General features: G+C 40.4%; 17 protein-coding genes. 3 read left to right on the top strand and 14 right to left on the bottom strand.

Features of this window, described 5'->3' with window-relative positions:
- Positions 1–99 precede the first annotated feature (99 nt).
- The 3 genes from MHI27_RS15725 to MHI27_RS15715 all read right to left on the bottom strand — a co-directional run bounded on the left by MHI27_RS15725 (position 100) and on the right by MHI27_RS15715 (position 3333).
- Positions 100–978: a LysR family transcriptional regulator gene (locus MHI27_RS15725; RefSeq protein ID WP_341125114.1), complete on the bottom strand. Its 879-nt coding sequence runs from the start codon at positions 976–978 to the stop codon at positions 100–102.
- A 76-nt stretch (positions 979–1054) separates the two neighbouring features.
- Positions 1055–2407, bottom strand: coding sequence for an MATE family efflux transporter (locus MHI27_RS15720; protein WP_405174135.1), 1353 nt, complete (start codon positions 2405–2407; stop codon positions 1055–1057).
- 242 nt (positions 2408–2649) lie between these two features.
- On the bottom strand, positions 2650–3333 hold the full coding sequence (locus tag MHI27_RS15715) for a MarR family winged helix-turn-helix transcriptional regulator (protein ID WP_081382919.1): 684 nt from the start codon (positions 3331–3333) through the stop codon (positions 2650–2652).
- Positions 3334–3618: 285 nt separating this feature from the next.
- On the opposite strand from MHI27_RS15715, the gene MHI27_RS15710 reads away from it, so the two are divergent.
- On the top strand, positions 3619–4461 hold the full coding sequence (locus tag MHI27_RS15710; RefSeq protein WP_340969595.1) for a copper amine oxidase N-terminal domain-containing protein: 843 nt from the start codon (positions 3619–3621) through the stop codon (positions 4459–4461).
- Positions 4462–4898: 437 nt separating this feature from the next.
- Here MHI27_RS15710 and MHI27_RS15705 read toward each other — a convergent pair whose 3' ends face one another.
- The 3 genes from MHI27_RS15705 to MHI27_RS15695 all read right to left on the bottom strand — a co-directional run bounded on the left by MHI27_RS15705 (position 4899) and on the right by MHI27_RS15695 (position 7991).
- Positions 4899–5420: a helix-turn-helix transcriptional regulator gene (locus tag MHI27_RS15705; RefSeq protein ID WP_341060846.1), complete on the bottom strand. Its 522-nt coding sequence runs from the start codon at positions 5418–5420 to the stop codon at positions 4899–4901.
- Between the two features lie 30 nt (positions 5421–5450).
- Positions 5451–6299, bottom strand: coding sequence for a sialate O-acetylesterase (locus MHI27_RS15700; protein ID WP_405174134.1), 849 nt, complete (start codon positions 6297–6299; stop codon positions 5451–5453).
- Between the two features lie 177 nt (positions 6300–6476).
- Entirely contained in the window at positions 6477–7991 is a 1515-nt protein-coding gene (locus tag MHI27_RS15695; protein ID WP_405174133.1) for an NAD-dependent epimerase/dehydratase family protein, read from the bottom strand.
- Between the two features lie 171 nt (positions 7992–8162).
- Here MHI27_RS15695 and MHI27_RS15690 point away from each other — a divergent pair, with 171 nt between their 5' ends.
- Entirely contained in the window at positions 8163–8720 is a 558-nt protein-coding gene (locus MHI27_RS15690; RefSeq protein WP_405174132.1) for a TetR/AcrR family transcriptional regulator, read from the top strand.
- Here the strand turns inward: MHI27_RS15690 and MHI27_RS15685 are convergent.
- The gene (locus tag MHI27_RS15685) at positions 8701–11361 is read right to left on the bottom strand and encodes a family 78 glycoside hydrolase catalytic domain (protein ID WP_405174131.1); all 2661 of its coding nucleotides are present in this window, start codon (positions 11359–11361) and stop codon (positions 8701–8703) included. The genes MHI27_RS15690 and MHI27_RS15685 overlap by 20 nt on opposite strands.
- A gap of 210 nt (positions 11362–11571) precedes the next feature.
- On the opposite strand from MHI27_RS15685, the gene MHI27_RS15680 reads away from it, so the two are divergent.
- A complete protein-coding gene (locus MHI27_RS15680) occupies positions 11572–12450 on the top strand; it encodes a helix-turn-helix domain-containing protein (protein WP_405174130.1) in 879 nt (292 codons plus the stop codon).
- A gap of 53 nt (positions 12451–12503) precedes the next feature.
- Here MHI27_RS15680 and MHI27_RS15675 read toward each other — a convergent pair whose 3' ends face one another.
- From MHI27_RS15675 to csaA, 7 genes are all read right to left on the bottom strand, one after another.
- Complete coding sequence (locus MHI27_RS15675) at positions 12504–13286, bottom strand: ABC transporter ATP-binding protein (RefSeq protein ID WP_149645671.1); 783 nt, start codon at positions 13284–13286, stop codon at positions 12504–12506.
- Positions 13287–13324: 38 nt separating this feature from the next.
- Positions 13325–14011 carry a FadR/GntR family transcriptional regulator gene (locus MHI27_RS15670; RefSeq protein WP_149645670.1) on the bottom strand — a complete coding sequence of 229 codons (687 nt, stop codon included), beginning with the start codon at positions 14009–14011 and terminating at the stop codon, positions 13325–13327.
- A 164-nt stretch (positions 14012–14175) separates the two neighbouring features.
- Complete coding sequence (locus MHI27_RS15665) at positions 14176–14553, bottom strand: VOC family protein (protein WP_042188380.1); 378 nt, start codon at positions 14551–14553, stop codon at positions 14176–14178.
- Between the two features lie 231 nt (positions 14554–14784).
- Positions 14785–17397: a phosphoenolpyruvate synthase gene (ppsA, locus tag MHI27_RS15660; RefSeq protein ID WP_405174129.1), complete on the bottom strand. Its 2613-nt coding sequence runs from the start codon at positions 17395–17397 to the stop codon at positions 14785–14787.
- 229 nt (positions 17398–17626) lie between these two features.
- A complete protein-coding gene (locus tag MHI27_RS15655; RefSeq protein WP_405174128.1) occupies positions 17627–20278 on the bottom strand; it encodes an endo-beta-N-acetylglucosaminidase in 2652 nt (883 codons plus the stop codon).
- Positions 20279–20525: 247 nt separating this feature from the next.
- The gene (locus MHI27_RS15650; protein ID WP_405174127.1) at positions 20526–21452 is read right to left on the bottom strand and encodes an aminoglycoside phosphotransferase family protein; all 927 of its coding nucleotides are present in this window, start codon (positions 21450–21452) and stop codon (positions 20526–20528) included.
- A 243-nt stretch (positions 21453–21695) separates the two neighbouring features.
- Positions 21696–22028: a chaperone CsaA gene (csaA, locus tag MHI27_RS15645; RefSeq protein WP_405174126.1), complete on the bottom strand. Its 333-nt coding sequence runs from the start codon at positions 22026–22028 to the stop codon at positions 21696–21698.
- Positions 22029–22055 lie beyond the last annotated feature (27 nt).

The following is a 22055-nucleotide window of genomic DNA, read 5'->3' as shown; positions in this document are numbered from 1 at the left end:
AATTAATTTTGCTGCTTCTTTATTGTAAGCTCCAAAACATAAATAAAACAAATTATGAAATAATCATTTATTCATAAATTATTTTATAAATAATACTAGCTAATCCATCTTCTTTTCTCTTAGGATAGATATGATCTCATGAATCAGAGGCAAATGCTTATTCTTTAACTGATAAGCGATATATAACTCGTTTTTTACTTTTAAATGCTTAAAAACAACTTTTGATTTGCCTTCTTTTAACGAGTTTAGCAAGAGGTATGTAGGTATGACACTCAAGCCCACCCCGAGCTCAACTGCCTTCAGGATCATGTGTAAATTAGGAATGATATGAATAGGTCTAATTTCAGGACGTTTCTTAAAATGTTCTCTCCAAATTCTTCTTATTATCGGCAATTCCAAGCCATAGCTGATCCATTTCTGTTCAGAGAGCCATTGCTCTTCAAGCTTCAGATTATCAAATTCAAGGATTTCATAATTGCTTGGAGCTACTATAACAAACTCTTCATCCATTAATTTCAAATACTCGATACCGGGAGTTTGGAACCTTTTTGACATAATGAGAATGTCTAGCTTGTCTTCCTTCAGAAGCTCTAGCAATTGCTCGGAGGTTCCAAAATGCGAAATGGTACATGTATTAAATTCAGGAAGCCGTGGCAGTATTTTTTCACTGAAAAACTCATGCGCCGCTCCCAGCTTGATCACACTCAGCGTAGGCAAAGAAGCCGATTTAAAGCTCATTGTCGTATTCTCTAATGATTCTATAAGTGGAGCGAGCTGGGAATATAACTCCTTTCCCCGCTCTGTTGGGGTGATTTTTCTAGTCGACCGAATAAATAAAGTTTCTCCCACCTCCGCCTCCAAGGCGGCTAAGTGCTGACTCATGGCTGGCTGCGTCATCATGCGGGTTTTTGCGGCTTCAGAAATCGATTGATACTTATATATTGTGCAAAAGCTTCTATACCATTCAAAATCAACCATACTCTAGGCTCCACCTTTATACTGTAAAATTTATATTAGAAGATGAACTTAATATATCAACTTAAGACTCTGTATTCTACTGTGCTAAAGCATTTAAATCCGGCTGCATCTTGTTCCGCAGAACATACAGCATGATGGCACCAACAAGGAACGCAACGGCATCCGAAATGACGAGCGACCAGACCACACCATGGAAACCATTCATTCGATTGGCTATATACAACACAGGAATCAGAGTAACTCCTTGAATAATTGACATTATAAATGCAGCAGTTCCTTGCGCTGTAGCTTGGAAGATCCCGGTAAACAACGAAGTCATTCCTGTAATAAACAAGGATAAGAATGTCACATGCAGAATGTAGCTGCCCATCTCAATTAATTGCGGGTCATTCGTAAATAAGCCAATTAAGTGGTCGGAAATAAGATAGACGATAACGCCGAACACGACAGCTAAAGCTATTATCGCTTTGATCGTGAATCCGATGGCATGCTTCATGCGTAATTTATTCGCTGTAAAAGAGAAGGCAATGAGCGGCACGACTCCCTCGCATAAACCCATCAGAATACACTCAGGTAATTGCAATAAACGGGATGAAATTCCGAACCCCGCTATGGCTTGATCTCCATATTCGACTAGAAAATGGTTCAATATGAGTGACATTGCACCCAAGAAGATGCTCATAATAAAGACGGGAACTCCGATTTTGAATACATTGCTCAGTATATCCTTGGTAGCTTTGAACCATTTAAAAGAGACAGTTAAGAATTGGCTTTTATAACCCAAATGGTAGGCGTAGAATGCGCTCGCAACCAAGTTAGAGATGACCGTAGCAGTCGCAACGCCAATCACGTCCCAATGGAAGACGAAGATAACTAGCGCATCGAGAATAATATTCACGACAACACTTAGAATCATCCCAATCATCGATGTGATTGCTGAACCTTCCGAGCGAACGATATTCTCCAATGTGAAGCATAATACAACGAATGGTGAACCAATAAGCATAATCGTTACATAGTCCTTTGTAAATCCGAAGGAGTCGGGCGTCGCTCCCAGACCATGAACAATTGGATCAATCAACGGGAGGCCAACAGCCATCACGATAAGACCGATAACTAAACTGCTGTAAAAAGCGAATGAAGATACATGCTTAACATCATCATATTTTTTCTCCCCTAGCAAGCGGGAGATGAATGTACCACTGCCCATGCCAATCAAGTTTCCTAGCGCCATAATGATCGCGAATAACGGCAAGGTTAGTGCAAGTGCGGTTAACATAGCCGTATTGCCCAGTGTGCCAAGGAAATAGGCATTCAAGATGGAATATATGACACTCATTGACATGCCTAACATCATCGGTATACCGAAGTGAGCTACGGCTTTTGAGATGGGTGCTTTTTCAAAGTAATGAAGGTTTTCTGCATCCATGTGGGTCACCACTTTCTTCATCTATTTGGTATTCAAATTACTTAGAATTCTAACTATTTATTGAATATGAATCATGACGCAGCAACAAACAACCCCGTACCGTAACATCGACTTTACGGGGTTGGTGTGCGAAATTAACTGTTCTTCAGTTTCCAAGAAAGTACGTCATTGCGCCGCCTTTGCCGTTCAGCTTTCCTTTGTAAAAGGCACGCCACTGCTACTGTTTGACGAAAAGACTTTGCTTACTTATCGTCCGGATCATGTGACTGGTCTGGTGACGAATTTCTTCCATCTCTGGAAGGCCAGCCGAATCCGCGCATATCACGATGCCCTTCCCCGCCAAAGCCAGGGAACCTTCCGCTAAAGCGTTCGTCCCTAGAATTCCCCCACATTTTTTGCATTTGTCCACGCATGGCCATTAGTTTTTCGAATTCCTCTGTACCCATACGCTCCTTTGCAGCCTCCATCCACATAGCCATTACATCACGTTCTCCGTCCGTTCCAAGCTCTTCTTCTAAAGCCATAATTACGCGGGTTAAGTAATCCCCGAAAGCAACCTGCTCTTCTGAAGATAGGCTAGAAAATATGTTGACGCTGTCTATCTCTTGCCCCTCTTCCTCTTGTCCTTTTTGGGTTAAGTAAATCAACATGATGCGTTTGTCTGTTTCTGATGGCTTACGGGTGATATATTCGGCTTTTTCCAATTTTGCAAGCAATTCATTGAGGGATGATACACGGATGTCCAGCATATAGGATAAATCTTTGGTGCTGATACCATCTTTCATCCGGAGAAATGCCAGTATCCTGCCTTGCCCGCGGGATGTGTCGGCCATAGGGCCAACAGCAGCATGTGTTTTTAAGTGTTGTCGTTGCAGCAGCCATTGCAGTTTCGCGAGTTTTTCATATAATTCAGTATTCATGTCCATATTGGATCCTCCATAAAGTTTGTATGGTACCTGTTAATCTTTGTGACGGTACCTGTTGGTTTTTATTATAACGGTACCTGTTAGATATGTCAAAATATTTTTTACAGGTACCGTTAGTATGTTGTTGATTGTTACCGCAACAATGTAGCGGGCAAAATTACTTACATCCTTATTACATTTTTTATCATATACTTACTGTAAGTTCGCTTGCACGATATTATAATTGGTGTTTATGACAGTAACACTTATTCGGGTTTATTTAAAAAATATCTGGAGGTGACTTGATTGAAATTACTAAAGCTCAGTTTAGCTGTTACTTTAGCGAGTACCCTATTATTTGGTCCTTCGTATCCATCTTTTGCAGCGTCTACTACAATAAACTCCCCTGTTCTATTGCAAATCAATGAGTACAATATTCTCTACACTTATCCAAAGCAACCTTATATTGATAGCAAACAAAGATTAATAGTTCCCCTTCGTGCAGTAAGTGAACTACTAGGAGCTTCAGTGTCGTATAATGCCGAATTAAAACAAGCAATAATTGAAAAGAATGGTAAGAAAATTATTTTAACAGAGAATTCGAATAAGATAATAGTAGATGGTGTAGTGAAAACAATGGATACTGTTCCAGTAGTATACAAACAATCTTTTATGTTACCTATTCGTGTACTGTTGGATAATATGAATTTAAGGGGAACTCACGATAGCCAAACGGGTATTTTGCACTTGGAAGATGAAGCGATCAACGGATTTAATATGGTAAAGTCTATTAAGGAATCGGACATTCCTCCTGATAGAATTGCTAATCAGAACGGAATTTTACCAACCACTTTTGATTTGACGCTGAGTGAACTAAGTGAAAATAAGCTTCAACAGGGAAATATCAATTTAAGCGCAAAAAATATTAGTGGAATTTCTATGCCTAAAGGTAAAGAAGATCTACATGTTTTGGTTATATTTAATAATACCTTTCAAATGGAAGCTGATCTTAACCCAACAACAGAACAACTACGTCCTCGTCCAGCCCTCACAAAAGATCAAGTATTTCAGCAGAAAACGGAGTTTACAGCAGGCAATTATGGCGACTATTTAAAATATATTCTAGTAGTGGGCAGGATTCTAAAATAAGTAAATACAATTCACGAAACGCAAAACGAGCCTAAAAGTGATTTTAGAGGCTCGCTTTTGTCTTATTTTACAAGGAGGGTTATTAATATATGAAACACCCTATTCTAAGTAAAAAATCGCTCATTCTAATAATTTTTTTGATATTCCTTATAGGAATATACTTTTTATTCTTCGGATTACCATGGAAGTCCATAGCCCATAAAAAACAATTCGAAGTCTATTTAGAAGATAAGTATCAAATTGACTTCAAGTTAAAAAAGATGGACTATGATTTTATGCACCGAACATACCTTACTTATGCATATCCCGCGAGTGACCCAACTTTAGTTTTTTTTGTAGGTCAAGATATTGAAAACAAAGAAATTCATGATCTTTATCAATATGAACTAGAAAAACGTATGTTCAAATAGGTTACTAGAATAACAGTTGTGCTGTGATCAGTTTTCTTTTTTTATATCTTCAAGCAAACCTTCAAACCATTGAACATTTACTATATGGTGGGAAAGTGAATTTTCTAACATTTTTTTAAAATAAGCAGTGATATTTTCATCGTTCTCAAGAGATAGCTGTATTAAAGAAATCTTATTTTTAGTTTGTTCGATTTGTATTTCTATTAATTTAGTTAGCTCTTCTTTTTTATATTCATCTGAAAATAACATTGCTACATAAAAAGATAGGTTTATATAGTCTGTCTTAGACCCATATTTGAACATCAACTTTTCAAACTCTTTTTCCCCTAATTCCGTGATGTTATAATTATGTGTCTCTCTGGTGCTGTCTCTTTGGTCAACTTTTACAATATACTTTTTCTCTACTAATTGCCCAAGATTATAATAAAAGGACCCTTTGGTGAAATTCACTATATATTTATAGTGTTTTTCTTCCATTAAGGATAACAATTCATAACCGTGAGCCCCTGGATTTTGTTTTAATAATCCTAAAATTAGTAATATTATCAACTCAACGCCTCCGTCAAAATGCTACTAGGTTTAATCATTGTTGATTTGTATAAACTTGGCTTGAAATTCGTCAAATGATATTTTTCCTAAAGCAAAATCCATACTTAATATATACATTTTTTCCGCTTTAGTGTGTGTTCTTGCATTATGGAGACTTAACAACTCCTGTTCATTAATTAGCGGCTCAAGTACATGTTGCTTATTAATAAAAGCTTCAAAATATCGCAACCCAAATTTTCTTTGAGATATTGCATCGATATGAATACCATCCGGATTAGAAGTTAAACCTGAAGCTGTAACAAAGTAACAATCATCTTGTTCAAAAGCAAATTTTTGTAACTCTTGATTCATCAACTCGTATTCAGTGCAATGTTTCCCAAATCCTTCTTTGCCTAAAAAATCCCCTAAACCACCAATTATAAATGGAATATTTGTAGCATCTAACTCTTTTCTAAGCGTCGTAACCATTATAAGTAATTTCTGATAATAGACTTTATAGTTGCCATTACTACTATCACTTTCTCCTTGATGCCATAAAATCCCCGATAATTCACTATTTTGCATAGCAAATTTAGTTTCTTGTAATGCATGTTTAAAAAGTGCCCCATCTACAGCCCATTCATCAATGGTGCTCCCACCCTCAGCACAAGGAATTAAGCCAATGATGTCTTCTTCATTTTCACGACACCATGCATCCGAAAATGATCCTGCCAGACTTATTCCAGAAACAGGACGGTCATAATTAATAGGTTCATCCATCATTTGCCATCTGCCATTACGTAGCATTTGGATTCTCTCGTTATAAATTGGGGGTACTTCATGTATAAATCCTCGTCCAGCCATATTTGACTGTCCAATCATTAGAAATGATTTGATCATTATTCTCATCCTCTCTTCAATAGTCTAATTAGACTGTTTATATTATTAGTCTAATTAGACTATTTGTCAACAAATACGCTTTTATTCTCTCCCTCTTTATGAAATCAAAAAAGCTGATCTTCAAAAAGATCAACCTTTGTATTAAGTATTAACATATCAGAAGTGAGGTAATACCATCTAATTCTGATACGATTTCATATACTCGCGTCCGTCTGCCTTACTTTGAATAGGGTTCCAAACCTGAGCAAAGAACGGTTCACGCTTCGCACGTTCTTTGTAATTCCAGCTTTCGAGCTCACACTGCGGGCAGAAATGTCCGCCTTCTAGCATAAGCTTGGGGCTAGCCGTAAAGGTATGGTCGAACGCACATTTGAAATCAAGTTTGCCTGCCCAATTCCCCGTTTCCATATCTGTTGAAAGACATTCACCACCACGAAATTTCGCAGCACCCTTGATATCTTCAAGATTTAATTGCGATGTTGGCTTATTCTCATCATACCCGTGGTCAAGTTTGATGACTTTATCCCAATCCGCGAATTTCTTCATTTCAGACACCTTTGCAGGAATCGCCTCCCAGTTGTTCTTGCTGCCCCAATAAGCGTCTATTTTCTCAATGTCATTTTCCTCGATAAAACGTATCGTTCCTCGCTCTTTTACTGCTTGCTTTTTCATCGTCCGCTTAATCATCGCACCCATCAATTTTTGACCTCCGGGCAATTTAGTGATGACTTTCGCAACAGGCACAAGTGCGCCTAGATTATCGAGGTAGCTTTGATAGAAATAATCTATTGAATCTCGGCGAAAGTGAAAATAGTCCTCCAGCTTATCAGAGTCCAGATAATATTGTCCGTGAAAATTCCGTGTTGCATACCATTTAGGATCTATCACATAATCAAGATTTGTTAAACCTAACTTACCATAAAGCACCTGATACATCTCAAGCGTGCTGACTCGACAGCTCTCACCCCCGCCAATGTTGTAAATATGTTGCCAAAATCCTTCATTTAGTTCTCCGTCTATATCCGAGATGCAGAGGTTTCGCATTAAACGTCCTGAATCCCGATCTGATACGTATTCAAGCACATTTTCTAGACAGTTATGGAACATAATAGGGTCTTCTATCTTGCTCATCGCTGGCCCCATAATACCTGTTTGGCGGAGGCTCACCCAATAGCTTAGTCCTGATTCAATTACCATACGCTCGGCGGCAATTTTCGAAACGGCATAGTAGTCATAAACACTTGGTTTGAGAGGGTCGCCCACACGTCCCCAATGGATCGGCGGCATACGGTCACCCGTTTCCGCAATTGTACCGATATTTACGAAACGCGTTACATGGGCACGATCGCTTTTCTTGATGGAATCGACGATGTTCTTCGCTGAACCATAATTAATCTGCATCGTTCGTTCGGGAAACTCATCTGCAGCAGGAGATACAAAGGCTGCTATATGAAGCACAATGTCGGCATCTTTCACACATTCATAGACAAGGTCGCAGTCTAGTAAATCGCCATAGACTACTTTAACGCCACTTAGTCTCTCATATTTTTTCAGCTTTTGGCGGCTGGTTGAATTGTCTAAATCAAAGAGTAACAGCTCGCATTTCGCTAAATCGTTTCTAAGAAATTTCAATGTTTCCCCACCCATATTGCCCGCTGCACCTGTTATCATGACTCGTTTTTTCTTTACCATATTCTTCACCTGCATTATAAGATTATTGACAAGTCATTCGTCTCCCTTCAGAATACAGACACAGTGTCTATTTCACAACCACCAGTTGATTATCAAACTGATGTAATATAGACAGTCGAAGCTATTTTGTCGATTAGTTTTAAAAAATTTTTTATAGGGGGTGAATCAACAATGAATCAACGTGAACGGTTAACCAAATTGCTGCTGAAGCAAAGCTTGATTCGTCTGCTCAAAGAAAAAAACATAAGCCAAATCAGCGTAAAAGAATTATGCGCTTCAGCAGGCATCAATCGCTCTACCTTTTATTTGCATTATGCAAATGCATACGATCTGCTTGAACATGTTGAGCAGGAGATTATTGATAACACAAATGCATATCTAGAAAAAATCGAAGCTAATGACAATGGCATCACTTATATATTGACCTTCTTAGACTACATCAAAAAGAATGATGATTTATTTACCATCATGCTACTCAAATCAAATGAAAACGAGTTGTTTTCAAAACGTTTGCTTAATGAAGTACTGATGAATATTGACACTTTCCTTCAGCTTGACGTTCCCGAAAATATGAAGCGTTTTACTTACGCTTATTTGGTTAATGGAAGCTTAGCAATTATACAGGAATGGATATTAGAAAATTTCATTATATCAAGCGATGAATTGGCTCAACTTATTTTCTCTTTGGCGGATCATTCCTTATTAACGTTTAAGTCATCGGAAACTTGAAGTAATAGTCACCAGATCCAACTAGTAGTTTAAGGCCTTCTGACATATGTTCCACACTGGATAGACCTACGACTTGTTCTATTGGTGTCCCAGACTCCAAAATACTGTCCTGATTCATCGTTGGAATAATAATCTCAGCTGTTGTATTGGATGGAATCAGCACTTGCATTTCTACTGAATCTTCGTTCTGTTTTTTCCAAGTTACCTTGATCATTCCATGGACAGATTCAAGCGAAGCATCAACCCACGTCAAATGTTCCTCGATCTGCGGCTGGATCCGTATTTTTTTGTAGCCTGGTTCTAATAGTTCGATGCCACCGGCAGTGCGATAGAGCCAATCTCCAATAGCACCGTAAGCATAATGGTTATAGGAGTTCATATCATCGCTCCAGAACGAACCGTCCTGTTTTATTCCATCCCAATGTTCCCAAATGGTTGTAGCCCCTTGGATTACAGAATATAACCAGGAAGGATACTCTTTCTGCAGTACCAATTGGTAGGCTACATCCGTATAACCGAATCTAGAGAGGACTAGACACAGATAGGGAGTTCCCACAAAGCCGGTCGTTAGGTGCACTCCATTTTCTTCGATGTGGTCAACTAGCATCTTGGCCGTCCGATGACGATCCTTTTCCTCTAATAAGTCAAACATAAGGGCAAGTGTATACGCAGTTTGTGTCGGTGAGGCCACCCGACCATTTGGTGTTACGAACTCTTGGCGGAATGCCAGAACAATCTTCTCATGCAATGCTTCATATTTTAAGGCATCTTCGGGTTTTCCAATGACAGCCGCTGTCTTAGCTAGCAATTCCGTTGAATAAGCATAGAACGCGGTAGCGATCAACTCTTTTGGTGTTGCTCCGACGTAGCTGTTTTCTTTGGCATCCAGACCTAACCAATCTCCGAAGTGAAAACCTGTATTCCATAAATATTCGTCTTCACCTTGCGCCCGAATATACTCGACCCATGCTTTCATACTTGGATATTGCGTTTTCAGCACACGAATGTCCCCATAACATTGATAAAGCGTCCAAGGACAAATCACCGCGGCGTCTCCCCAAGCAGAAGAGCCGTATCCTGCCGCTGGCACATCAGGAATAACATGCGGAACTCTTCCGTCCTCTTCTTGGTCCGCGGCCAAATCCTTTAGCCACTTTTCAAAGAACGGAACGACATTCATGTTGTAGGCAGACGTGCGAATAAAAACTTGAGCATCCCCCGTCCATCCCAATCTTTCGTCTCGTTGAGGGCAATCTGTTGGGATATCTAGAAAATTCCCCTTTTGTCCCCATAAGATGTTGTGCTGAAGCTGATTCAAGAGTTCATCTGAACAGTTGAAGTTTCCCGTTTGCTCCAAGTCCGTATGGATGACGCAGCCGATAAATTGTTCCAATAATTGATCTAGCGGTATGCCAGTCACTTTTACATAACGGAATCCTTGGAAGGATAAATACGGTTCAAACGTTTCTGCCTCCCCGCCATGGCATATATAAGTAACAGTCTGCTTTGCAGATCGTAAATTTCCGATGTAGAAATTCCCCTCGCGGTCCAACACCTCAGCATGTTCTAAAGTAATTATCGTTCCAGCTTCAGCATGAACCGTAAATCTTACCCATCCAACCATATTTTGTCCCATATCCAGCACGTGTTCGCCTTTAGGTGTAGTAATGACTGCAATAGGCTTGATGGTTTCTATAACCCTGGTCGGTTCGTTTTCCTGAGCAACCAATGAAGTCTCTGGACGGTCCTTGAGAATAGTCTTTTGCCACTTTACATCCTCAAAACCGGGAGAAGACCAACCTTCTACCTCGAGCCTCGCATCATACGTTTCGCCATGATACAATTCTGACATCAAGAGTGGACCTACAGAAGTACGCCAGTTGTCATCCGATACAATGATTTGTTCAGAACCATCAGATAATGTGACGTGTAGCTGGATAAGCACAGCACGATCCTCACCAAAGATGTCTTTCTTTCCTTCCCAAGCTAAATATCCTTTATACCACCCGTTTCCCACCATGCAACCAAGAGCGTTATTGCCAGCAGCAATCAAAGAAGTCACGTCGTAGGTCTGATATTGAAGCCGTTTATTATAACTGGTCCAGCCAGGGTTGAATAACGTGTTATCTGCTGGTTTACCGTTTATATATAAGCGGTACATCCCAAGAGCCGTTGCATACACACGCGCTGATACAACATTATCAGGGATTGAAAATTCCGTACGAGTATAGTCGCAAGGATCAGCCCCATTCTCTTGGTGATTCGGAGGTGCTGCTATCCATTTTGCCTGCCACTCATCTACCGATAACAATGCCGTTTCCCAGTACGCAGGTTCACTCCATTCTGAAACTATCCCATGATCGTCCCAAGCTCGAACTCTAAAGTAATACCGAGTGCGGGATTGTAAGGCGGAACCTTCGTATTCAATATGCACATTGCTATCCGACTCTACCTTTTCAGAATCCCATATGATTTTTGAAAAGAATTTGTGATCATTTGCGACTTGAACTTGATAGGCTGATTGGATAAATCCCCGTATTTCTGTGCTGATCCACCAACTAAGCCGCGGATGTAAATCATCAATCCCCAACGGATTCTTTCTATAGTTCACTTTAAGATTTGTAACTTCAAAATTGGACATTTGTATCAACCTCCTATATTCATCCAGTAACCTGCCGGAACACTTTGAACTGTATTCATAGATCTTTGATCCGGCAGCTCTTTCTATTGTATGAGTTGAGAGAATTTAGAATTGGGGGTGTTTCAGACATTTTTATAGGTGGATCTAGACATTCATTCATTAGTTTCGTACGATATGTCTAGCCTTAGCAATTTGAAAGGGGCCACGATTATGAGTATCAGACGCAGCACTTTTGTCATGTCTGGAGATAGCTTTTTCGAGCCTGGTGTGCCAATTTATGTGAACAGGGCTTACGAAACGTTCGAATTGAATGCGCATTCCCATGAGTTTATCGAAATTACTTATATCAGTGAAGGAGCAGGCGTTCACTACATTGACGATGAGGCTGTTCCTGTCGAGCACGGTACGTTATTTTTTATCCCCATTGGGCGCAGTCATGTATTTCGACCTAAGACCCCGATGAAAGACCGCCCGCTCATCGTTTATAACTGTTTATTTCCAGTAGAGTATTTATCAGAACTTCAGGCTACCTTTCCTCACGCTACAGATATTTGTGAATTTTTCACAGACATGCAATTGCTATGGTTCTCTATGAAAGATGTCAATGGCGCATACCATATAATGTTTCGTGAACTGTTTCGTGAATTCTCGGCAAAACCGCCAGGATATCTAGCTGTCCTCGATGCTCTTGTTGTACAAATATTAACAGGCTTGTTTAGACACCGGTTGCAGATTGTTGCGCCATCAGGGGATAAGCCGCAATGGATGGCAGTGGATGATGCGATTGCATTTATAAATTACAACTATGTCAATGGGCTTAAACTTAGCGATATCGCCAGTAAAGCGAACCTTAGCGAACGGCAATTCAGTCGCCTTTTTCAGCATCAGACTGGAATGAGCTTTACAGATTATACGCAAAGTATTCGAATGGATGCTGCATGTCGTATGCTTTCAGGAGGTCATAGAAGTGTAAGCGAAATTGCCGCTGCAGTTGGATATGCTGACCTTAAATTTTTTCACCAAACATTTAAAAAAAAGATAGGAATGAGTCCCCGACAATATAGTAATTCTATTCGAAGTGAGCACTAGCTTCTAACATTCAAGATAACAAAAGCTGCCTAGCAATTGCTAGGCAGCTTATCCTACTTATCACCGGCAAGTGTAAGCCACTTGCGATTGTGATGCTCCTGAACTTCAACGGGGGTATCAAAGAAATCACTCAACACATCCGACTGCAAGCAGTTTTCTGTCTCATCCCCTTTGTAGATTTCTCCGTTCTTCACCAGCAAAGTATGTGTAAAGCATGGTGTTATCTCCTCGATATGATGCGTTACATACAGCAAAGTTGGTCCGTTGGGTTGCTTCGTAATCTTCTCAATCATTTGCAACAGCTGTTCTCGGGCAAAAATATCGAGTCCTGTGCAAGGCTCATCAAGGATCAATAGATCTGGATTGGCCATAAGTGCGCGTGCAATGAGGACTTTCTGACGCTGACCTTGCGACAAGGTATCGTATGTACGAGCGGCTAAGGAAGAGCAGTCTAGAAATTCCATCAGCTCCTCGGCTTGCTTTTGATCCTCTTCATTCGTCTTGTCGTATAAACCGATAGTTGCGAATTTTCCGCTGAGGACGATGGTCAGCGCAGTCTGGTGGCCGTATAGCTTCTGTTGCAGCGAGGTGCTGACCCAACCGATTCGCTTCCGTAACTCTCTAAGATCCACATCGCCAAAGCGGTGGTCTAACACTTCAACTTGCCCAGTCGTCGGCCATATATAGCCGTTCACTACGTTCAGCATCGTCGTCTTGCCTGAACCGTTTAGTCCGACGATACACCAGTGTTGCCCTTGTTTCACTTCCCAATTCATATCGCGTAAGATCATTGTTGTATCACGTTGCCATGATACATTTTTGAGTGATATAATCATGCCCAAATTCCTCCTCTACATGAATGTCTATATTGAACTTAAAGCTCAGAAAGTGTTCCATTTAAAATTTTGAGCGTCGATTGTACTGCTTGATCTGAATCCCCATTTTTAATAGATTCATACACTTGTTCATGGTAATCGGATTGAGGATCATGGGAACTATAATTACGGTTTAATTTACTCATTGCATCTGACAAAATGTGAGTAAACGTTCTATATAAGTCAATGATTACAGCGTTTTTACTTGCCATTGCTACAGCCATGTGGAATTCTATATCCGATTTGGCATACAGTTCACGATCATTCTGCTTTAGAGCCATATCTCTTGTATCCAAATGTTTTCGCATGTTGAATAAGTCAGTGTCATCATGCCGTAGAGCTGCTAATCTTGCGATTTCTAATTCAATCATTTTTCGAGCTTCAAAGACCTCAATCAATTCTGCACGAAGTAAACGATGGGTAAGTGGTTCTTGAATAATAGGACTGGATTTTAAGTAAGTTCCAAAACCCTGCTTTTTCTCCAATAGACCAGCATGAACTAACACACGGACTGCTTCTCTTATCGTTGATCGCCCTACATTAAATAATTGCATTAATTCAGGTTCTGGAGGTAATTTGTCTCCTGGCAGGATTGTTCCTGTTGAAATTTTTTGTTGTATTTGATTAACAACATCGTCCACTAACTTAGTGGCTTGAACGGGTTGGAACGACCCCTTTTCAAACATCTGATCATCTCCTCTTTTTGCAGAATAACATGATATTCTTTACTTAACAAGTAAGATATTGAAGTTTATAACGGTCATTATGGGAATGAAAAAGCAGCTAATCATTTTGATTAGCTGCTGACGTAATTTATTTAACTATAGCCTTATTGCATGTTCATTCAATTTTATTGTCCTTTTTCCATTACAGCAAAGTAGTTATTTTCACCGTCTGCGAAATTGAATACTCTTCCACCGGGAATTTCTACAATATCTCCAACCGTAACATTTTTGTCCTTCAACTCTCGATTCAATTGATCAAAATTATCCGAAAAGAACATTAAAGAAGGTGTTCCGAGATTCATTTCAGGATTCATTTGGGCAACCAACTCTTTATTATGAAGAACAATGCTAGTCGCTGCACCTTTCGGAGCAAGCTCGATAAATCTCATAGGGCCATTTGTTTCGTCTAAAATCACCTCGAATCCTAGCTTTTCTGTCCAGAATTTTTTGGATTCCTCTTGGTTATTTACATATAACATAATTTGTCCAATTTTATTAATCATAAGTTATACTCTCCTTCTTAGTCGGGATAATTTATTGCTTTTACAATATACCTCATGAAGAATATTCACGTCAAGGAATATTAATTCGAACTCCCCTTTTGCAAATATAAGTTGGCTTTGTTTCACTAGGTTGTCCATATCCCCATATTATTTACTTTCTTTTCCTACATTAAACCGAATTTCAGATCAGCGAAAGAGAACATCGATAATTATTTTTATTTTTATATACCTCTACAATATTTCAATATAACCTTCTGTTCCATTCACACGAATTCGTTGCCCGTCTTTTATCAGCTTGGTGGCATTTTCCACTCCGACAACTGCTGGCAAGCCATATTCACGAGCGATAACGGCTCCATGGGTCATCAGTCCGCCAACTTCGGTGACCAGGCCTTTAATAGATACAAACAATGATGTCCAGCCAGGGTCAGTAAAGGCGGTGACTAATATATCGCCATCTTCCAGATCTGCCTCTTCCATGTTTAAGATGACACGAGCTCGCCCCTCTATTACTCCAGTAGAAACAGGGAGACCTATAATCGCTTTGTCTGGCAGATTTTCTCGTTTGTATTCACCTGTAATAATTTCACCATCAGATGTGATTACACGTGGCGGAGTAAGTTTTTCAAAAAAATTGTAATCGTCTTTTCGTTTACTGATAATCTGATCATCCAGTTTATTTGTGCGTACGACTTCGTGAAGTTCTTCAAAAGTGAGATAGAATATATCTTCTTTTTCATGAATAACGCTAGCTTGTACAAGTTGTTCGGCTTCTTTCAGTAAAGCCTGCTTATAAATGAAGTAGCGGTTAATCATTCCGTATTTTGGATATTCACGGTAACCGATATAATTCCGGATAAAACTGATTACTCGTTTTGTCTCTTCAGCTTTTAGTTCTCCATCCGGTAATTGCTTCAATCGATCTAATAACTCTTGTTCTTTTTCTAAAGCCTCCTGTCGGCCTTGCTCAAATTTCCGATTGCCAGCATTAGGCTCAAAGTTTTTGATATTACTGAGAATCATGGGGACAAGTGTAATCGGCTTTTCACTCCAACGAGTTCTCGAAATATCGATTTCACCGGCACATCGCATTCCGAATTTGTTGAGATAAGCATAGATTGCGTCTTGAGTTGCTTGTCCACCATCAGACTTAACCAGTTTATCCAAAAAATCATCATCTTTTACGTGTTGTAAATAATCAACTATTTCCGGGAAAGGACGAATCACATCTGCAACATCCAAAAGCGCCAGACCCATTTCCGAGGTAATGTTGTTTGATACAGATTGAGAAAGCATATCTGCTGCGTTTTTTTCACCTAACCACTCGTACATTTTTTCATTAATCCATGACGAAGCGTTCATAGCAGTCATAAAAACCTTTGTACTTTGTGGGTCAGATAAGAACTTCTTTAATTCCTGGAGATCTTCAAGAATAAAATCAAATAGATCTGCTCCTGATTTCGTTCGGATGTTTTGTCTTAATTCTTCTATCGACGTTTGACTGTTCTTAATCAAATCAGAAACGATTGCCGGATCATTTTCGATTAATGCTTGAAAACCTTCTGACGAACTATCTTTACTGCTATTAACGGGACTCCGTTCTTTTCTATCATCTGGTAACGATTTTATATATTCTCGTTCTATTAAGGTCATAAATGCGTCTTTTATGAGCGGATCGGATTTCCCAAGGGTATTTATGAAATTTTCTCTGCTCACAGGTGAAGCCAGCATATGTGTAACATCAACAAACAACCTTCCACCGGCCTTACGCATGGGTGCAGGAGTGATTAACAGGTAAAAAGACAATCCTAGTGGTTTCATGGGATCCGTCATCATTTGTTGATGACCGACAGATACGTAAACGTGATTTTCTTGATCATTTACTTCAGGGATCGGGTATAAAGTAGTGATTGGCCGACTCTGAACAATATAAAAAGTATCATGATCCAAACACCATTCGATATCTTGTGGACAACCAAAATAAGCTTCAATCTCTCTACCTAAACGTGCCAGTTGTAAAATTTGTTGTTCGGAAAGGGTTTGAGTCTTTTGCTGATCGAGATCGATTTTCAGGGTCTCTGTTCCACCTTCTTTTAATCCATAGATAGCCAATTTTTTGGTTGCTATCATCATATCGACGATTTCCTCTTCCTGTACTTTATAACAATCGGCAGATACCAAGCCAGAGACCAGAGCTTCTCCGAGCCCAAAACTGGCATTAATAGATAGCAGCTTTCGATTAGAAGTCATCGGATCAGCTGTGAATAAAATCCCTGAAGCCTGAGGGGAAACCATCTTTTGCACGATAACAGATAAATATACCTGTCTGTGGTTAAATCCATTTTGCATGCGGTAGATTACCGCGCGATCCGTAAATAGAGATGCCCAGCATTTGCTGATGTGCTGCATGATTGCTTCTCTTCCGATGATATTTAAATAGGTGTCCTGTTGACCGGCAAATGAGGCATGTGGTAAATCTTCAGCAGTTGCACTAGAGCGTACTGCATAAGCCTGTTCTTCACCAAGTTGGGAGAGATAGTGAGTAACTGCTGTCACAACATCGGAAGGAATTTCTACTTCCATAAGGAGTTGTCGAAGCTTCTTACTGATTTCACCAATTTGCTCTCGATCGTCTATGTTTAATATGGATAGTTGATCCAATAAAATATGATACTTTTCGTTCTTTTCGATGGCTTTTTGGTAGCCCACTGTTGTAACACAAAATCCTTCTGGTACTTTTATTCCTTCGATAGTTGATAATCGCCCTAAATTCAACCCTTTTCCGCCCACGAGCAAAAGCTGTGTGGTTTCTATTTCCTGAAAACCAAGAACCAATGAACGCATACAAAATCTCTCCTAACCATTAAAATGAGAAAAAATTTGACAAGAGTTTAGCTGCATGGTATATTATAAATATAAGATGCATTATCTATGCCTTTATATTTTTTATAGTCGTGATCCGATTATATCATCGTGTCTTTTTATATGCAATATAAAAGAACCTGAAAGCTATTCAGGTTCTTTTTTGTGTTTCCCGCTATTTTGTTATTCAAAAACCATGGTTCGAACCGAACTACAACCCATAGACTTCAAACTCGTAAATTCGTGCTGCTGTATCGGCTCCTTGTGTGGGCTTAAGAGTTATTAATTTTACATAGCGAGCTTTCACCAAAGCAATCGCGTCTGTCGACTCAGCTGCCGAGTTTCCTTGCACGTTTACAACATCCGTCCAGTTCGTTCCGTCGTTACTCACCTGAATGGTATAATCGCTTGTATTAAACCCGGACCATTCTCCTCCACTCTGAGCATGCTTGATGATAAAAGTGCTGATTTGATGCTCGGCTCCTAGATCGATTTGTAGCCAATGAGGCAGATTTCCAAGTGCGCACCATTTGCTATTATCCGTCACTTTACCGTCAACTGCGTTTGGCGCGCCTTCCTTGTCTCCGCATGCATGATCGGCTGTTGCAGGTTTTCCAAGTGCTAAATTCTTCACCGCACCAGCTTCCTTACTCACTGTAATGAGCGCCTTTTTCATAATTGTGTCTTGGCCCGAACTGTTGGTTGCAGTTAGTGATACGTTATATATGCCCTCCTGATTGAACGTTACAACCGGGTTTTTCGATGTGCTGACAGCTGGGCTACCGCTTTCGAAGCTCCATGACCATTCTTCTGTCACTTCGGTCGCCAGGTCGGTGAAGTTTACGCTCTCACCTGGAGCTACCAAGGTCCGATCTGCCTTGAACTCTGCAATCGGCTTCGGATAAGCTGGCCAGCTGATCTTCACGCTGGAGGCCTGACCTTGCTCGTATCTCCCATTGATTGCAACGACCTTTAATGCTGTGAGCGTTTCTTTGTCTATTCTTCTCATCTCAGGAACGTAAAACACATGATTTGGCGTTGCGCCCAATAACACCTCACTGCCATCTGGCAGTACTCGATAGATTTCGTATTGCTTCACCTGCTGGTCAAGTGGTTTCCACTCCAATCTAGCATCTCCATAAATTCCATCGCGGAAATCGGATTGAGTAACCTTCAGATCGCGAACCGCCGGCAGCGTTTTGATCGGGTCGTTGGCATTTTGGATGGAGAGCTGGCCAATTTGAATACTATAATTACTAATCGTATCCTTGGTATCAAAATAAAGTGACAATGCTATGATTCGTTTCCCTTTGTATGGGGTCAAATTCAAAGTTTCGGTAGTCCAGCCTGGTGCTGTCTTATCCTTCACGTTAAGAAAGATAAATTGGTCTGGTTGGTCTGCAAAAGCTAGACCTACCTTCAAGCTAGGCTTGTTCAGTGTTTTATAAGTAACCGATAGCTTTGTGCTTGCTTCGATTTTAAGGTCTGTCTTGTAGAGCTTCAGATGTGTTGCATTGTTATGGCTCAGATCACCTGAGACCTTCAGCGAACTGCCACCGTAATATGCATCAGACCAATCGAGCTCTGGAGTAAGTGAAGTTCCTTTGCTGTCTGCGATCCAGCGCCATGTTGGCAGGATATCCTGCAGGCTCCGGTTATTCCATCCCTTATCTCGTACCTGCTGCCCTCGGACATAATATTTCTGCCCGCTTCCTGTATTGAAATTGGTGATGAAAGGTAGCTTATTTACAGGGGATGATTCTACCACATTGTTCGCGATTCCTTTCCAGGCCTGATCGCTCACGGTGTTACCCGGATTCCCGTTTGGCCCCACCCAGAATTTGTTCTCGCGTGCGAAGAAATCCTCCATGCTTTCTGCGCTGTTGAAAGCCCAGTCTGGACGGTAGATACCAAGGGAAGTGACGGCAGGTTGACCATCCGGAAACAGCAGATTCCAGTTCACATTCGTATCGTAGCCCTTGGCTTCAACATCTATCCCTGCATACAGGTCATACGGACTTCTATCTAAACTTTTGGCCTTCTCTGCCGAGCTTTTAAGATCTTTCCACCAGAAGTTCAGGAACATATTGTCTGTTATTTTCTTATTATTGTCTTGCAGGAACATTGCATTCTTGTCATTTAGCGCATTTTGCCAACTGATACTGCCCTCCTTGGTCATGGAGTCGTACCATACGATTTGCATAGATGCAGATTTGTGCGATTCTAGATAACTTAGGAAAGCTTTCATTTTCTGGGCATCAGCTGGTGTTCCACCCTCAGTCTCCTGGTTAATAAACCAACCGTCAAATCCGTAATACTTCGCAACCTGGATCAGCTTATCTGCGGCAGGAAAGGAACCGTCGCTGTTCTGCTGAAGCATTTGCTTCACCCATTCAAATTTCCCTCCATAAACAGTTGGCGGGAAGAACACCGTTCCGACGATCGGTACGCCATTTTTATGTGCTGCGTCGATCGTATCAGCGCTTGGTGGTACGATAATTCCTTCCCCGGCAGATCCGCCCCAATAGACCAGCTTGTCAACATATTGCCAATAAGTAAACGTATTAGCTCCAAATTTGTCTGATCCCTGTGATGGCACACCACTTGTTCCCGAGTTCAGTGCTGATAAAGCCATAACTTTTGGCGCTTTTGTCGCATGAGCATTGACTCCATCTGTCACAAAGCGGTCTTGCAGCGGAATTGTACTTCGGTTGAATACCGCATCCGGGTCGGATGCAGGACTCCACTGAAGCAATTGCTCTGGAAACCAGTAGGATGAATAAGGCTGTTTAGCGAACACAGTAGTGGATAATGCTACGAACATCACAAATAAGAATATAAAACCTGCACCAATCTTTTTCATGCCGTACTCCTCCAATCGATTATTTTATGATTGCGCTTACATTTTATCAAGTTGGACAAAGCTCTAGATAGTGGATTAATGACAAGTCCAGGTGCAAATATTACAGATTGTAAGTCTGAAGCTAGTATCAGACAGCACTCCATAAATAAAAGAGCCCTCATTTAAACAAATGGGGGCTCTCAATCTTTTTATGTCATTTAGAATCAATACTGGACTTGTTTGGGATTTCAAGTTATGTATCCTGACGTTAAGCATTCAGATTTAAAAGAAATTGCCGTGTGTTCTGATAAGCATCGTTCCATCCCATTTTAGCATAGAAGCGTAGTCCGTCGAGCCCCTTGAAATAATAAGCTCCCATTAGCCGCTCTTTAAAATAAGGTATCTTTATGCTGGCTTTCTCTTGATTGATTTGATATGTCTTAATGACATCACTCCACGGCATATGCCGATCGAGAATCGCAAGGTCTATGAGAGAATCACCGTACATGCAATTCCCATCGATGATGCCGGTAATTCGTGTTCCATCGGACAAAATATTCCACTGTTGAAAATCTCCGTGTATAAAGCTTCTGTACGATTCATTATAGGGTACGTAGTCCATCAACCGACCGTATATTTCTTCATATACATCTCTCTCCAAGCAAGAAGTACGGAAGAGATCATGCCAGTTCTCCCAGAATGTTCCCCTTTGATCCTCTGCATTTACGGCAACGACGAAGTCTTTCCATGATACATAGGATCCGTTGCCGTCAGCAGCGATCCACCCATAGCCGTTAGTTGACCCAATATCTGCTTCAGCCATTTTTTTCAAAATACTAATAATCTCAGGCAACTGATGAGTTTGTTCCTCTGCTGTGAAATCGGATAGATTCCGTCCTTCTATTCGTTCCATGATTATATAGGTTAACTGGTTAATTCTCCCTAACGCCAAACATTTGGGGAAAGGGATGTTTTGACCTGAGAGCAAATTGGATACATAGTGTTCCGTTTCATATGCTCCTTCCAGATCACTGAATTTCACAACATACCCCTTCCCTTCGTAGTTGAATGAAAACACATTACTTATGTTGCCGCCAGAAAGCGGTTTAATCTCAGTTGAACCAGGCCCAAGATGATTTTCTAATACTTTTTCAATTTCACTTATGGCCAATTTCGGTTTCTCATACATCACCATTGCTTCAACTCCTATAAATCGAATAGTCTCAGATCTGTATCCTTTGAGGACTACTTCAAAATTTTCTTAGCCTTTCGTTTCCTAATACGATCAATTTACGTACAGCTTACCAGATAGTATTGATAAACTGGATAGTAAAAACAATTATAATTGAATTATCCGCAACTGAGCATTATTGAACAGAGGGGACATTTTTAGGGGACCAACTAGTTAAGTATTAGACTTAATTATATTTCTGGAAAATCATCCTATGGGTGTTCCATTAGGCAGTTTCATATCTGGCTTCAATAGAATTACGTCACCCTTTTCAGGTACACCTCCAAGGACTAATACCTCTGAATTAAAGCCTGCAATTCGTCGAGGAGGAAAATTGACTACCGCAATTACTTGTTCTCCCATGATATCTTCAGCCACATATCTTCTAGTAATTTGTGCACTAGATTTCTTTATTCCGATCTCATCTCCAAAATCAATCTCAAGCTTGATCGCAGGAACTTTTGCTTCGGCGAAGAATTCAGAGTTAATTATTGTTCCAACACGAATATCCAGTTTCAAAAAATCATCAATAATAGCCATATAGCATTCTCCCTTTAAATGATATTT

The sequence above is a fragment of the Paenibacillus sp. FSL H8-0261 genome (assembly GCF_045040645.1).
Lineage (GTDB): Bacteria > Bacillota > Bacilli > Paenibacillales > Paenibacillaceae > Paenibacillus_AQ.
The sequence above is the reverse complement of the archived record's forward strand: the minus strand, read 5'-3'. Positions and strand labels throughout refer to the sequence as shown.

Excerpts from the sequence above, each read along its gene's own strand:
- MHI27_RS15650 (WP_405174127.1), bottom strand. The coding sequence starts at position 21,452 with ATGGTGATGTATGAGAAACCGAAATTGGCCATAAGTGAAATTGAAAAA.
- MHI27_RS15675 (WP_149645671.1), bottom strand. The coding sequence starts at position 13,286 with ATGATTATATCACTCAAAAATGTATCATGGCAACGTGATACAACAATG.
- MHI27_RS15685 (WP_405174131.1), bottom strand. The coding sequence starts at position 11,361 with ATGTCCAATTTTGAAGTTACAAATCTTAAAGTGAACTATAGAAAGAAT.
- MHI27_RS15695 (WP_405174133.1), bottom strand. The coding sequence starts at position 7,991 with ATGGTAAAGAAAAAACGAGTCATGATAACAGGTGCAGCGGGCAATATG.
- MHI27_RS15720 (WP_405174135.1), bottom strand. The coding sequence starts at position 2,407 with ATGGATGCAGAAAACCTTCATTACTTTGAAAAAGCACCCATCTCAAAA.
- ppsA (WP_405174129.1), bottom strand. The coding sequence starts at position 17,397 with ATGCGTTCATTGGTTCTTGGTTTTCAGGAAATAGAAACCACACAGCTT.
- MHI27_RS15680 (WP_405174130.1), top strand. The coding sequence starts at position 11,572 with ATGAGTATCAGACGCAGCACTTTTGTCATGTCTGGAGATAGCTTTTTC.
- MHI27_RS15715 (WP_081382919.1), bottom strand. The coding sequence starts at position 3,333 with ATGGACATGAATACTGAATTATATGAAAAACTCGCGAAACTGCAATGG.
- MHI27_RS15655 (WP_405174128.1), bottom strand. The coding sequence starts at position 20,278 with ATGAAAAAGATTGGTGCAGGTTTTATATTCTTATTTGTGATGTTCGTA.
- MHI27_RS15665 (WP_042188380.1), bottom strand. The coding sequence starts at position 14,553 with ATGATTAATAAAATTGGACAAATTATGTTATATGTAAATAACCAAGAG.
- csaA (WP_405174126.1), bottom strand. The coding sequence starts at position 22,028 with ATGGCTATTATTGATGATTTTTTGAAACTGGATATTCGTGTTGGAACA.
- MHI27_RS15725 (WP_341125114.1), bottom strand. The coding sequence starts at position 978 with ATGGTTGATTTTGAATGGTATAGAAGCTTTTGCACAATATATAAGTAT.
- MHI27_RS15700 (WP_405174134.1), bottom strand. The coding sequence starts at position 6,299 with ATGATCAAATCATTTCTAATGATTGGACAGTCAAATATGGCTGGACGA.
- MHI27_RS15690 (WP_405174132.1), top strand. The coding sequence starts at position 8,163 with ATGAATCAACGTGAACGGTTAACCAAATTGCTGCTGAAGCAAAGCTTG.
- MHI27_RS15670 (WP_149645670.1), bottom strand. The coding sequence starts at position 14,011 with ATGTTTGAAAAGGGGTCGTTCCAACCCGTTCAAGCCACTAAGTTAGTG.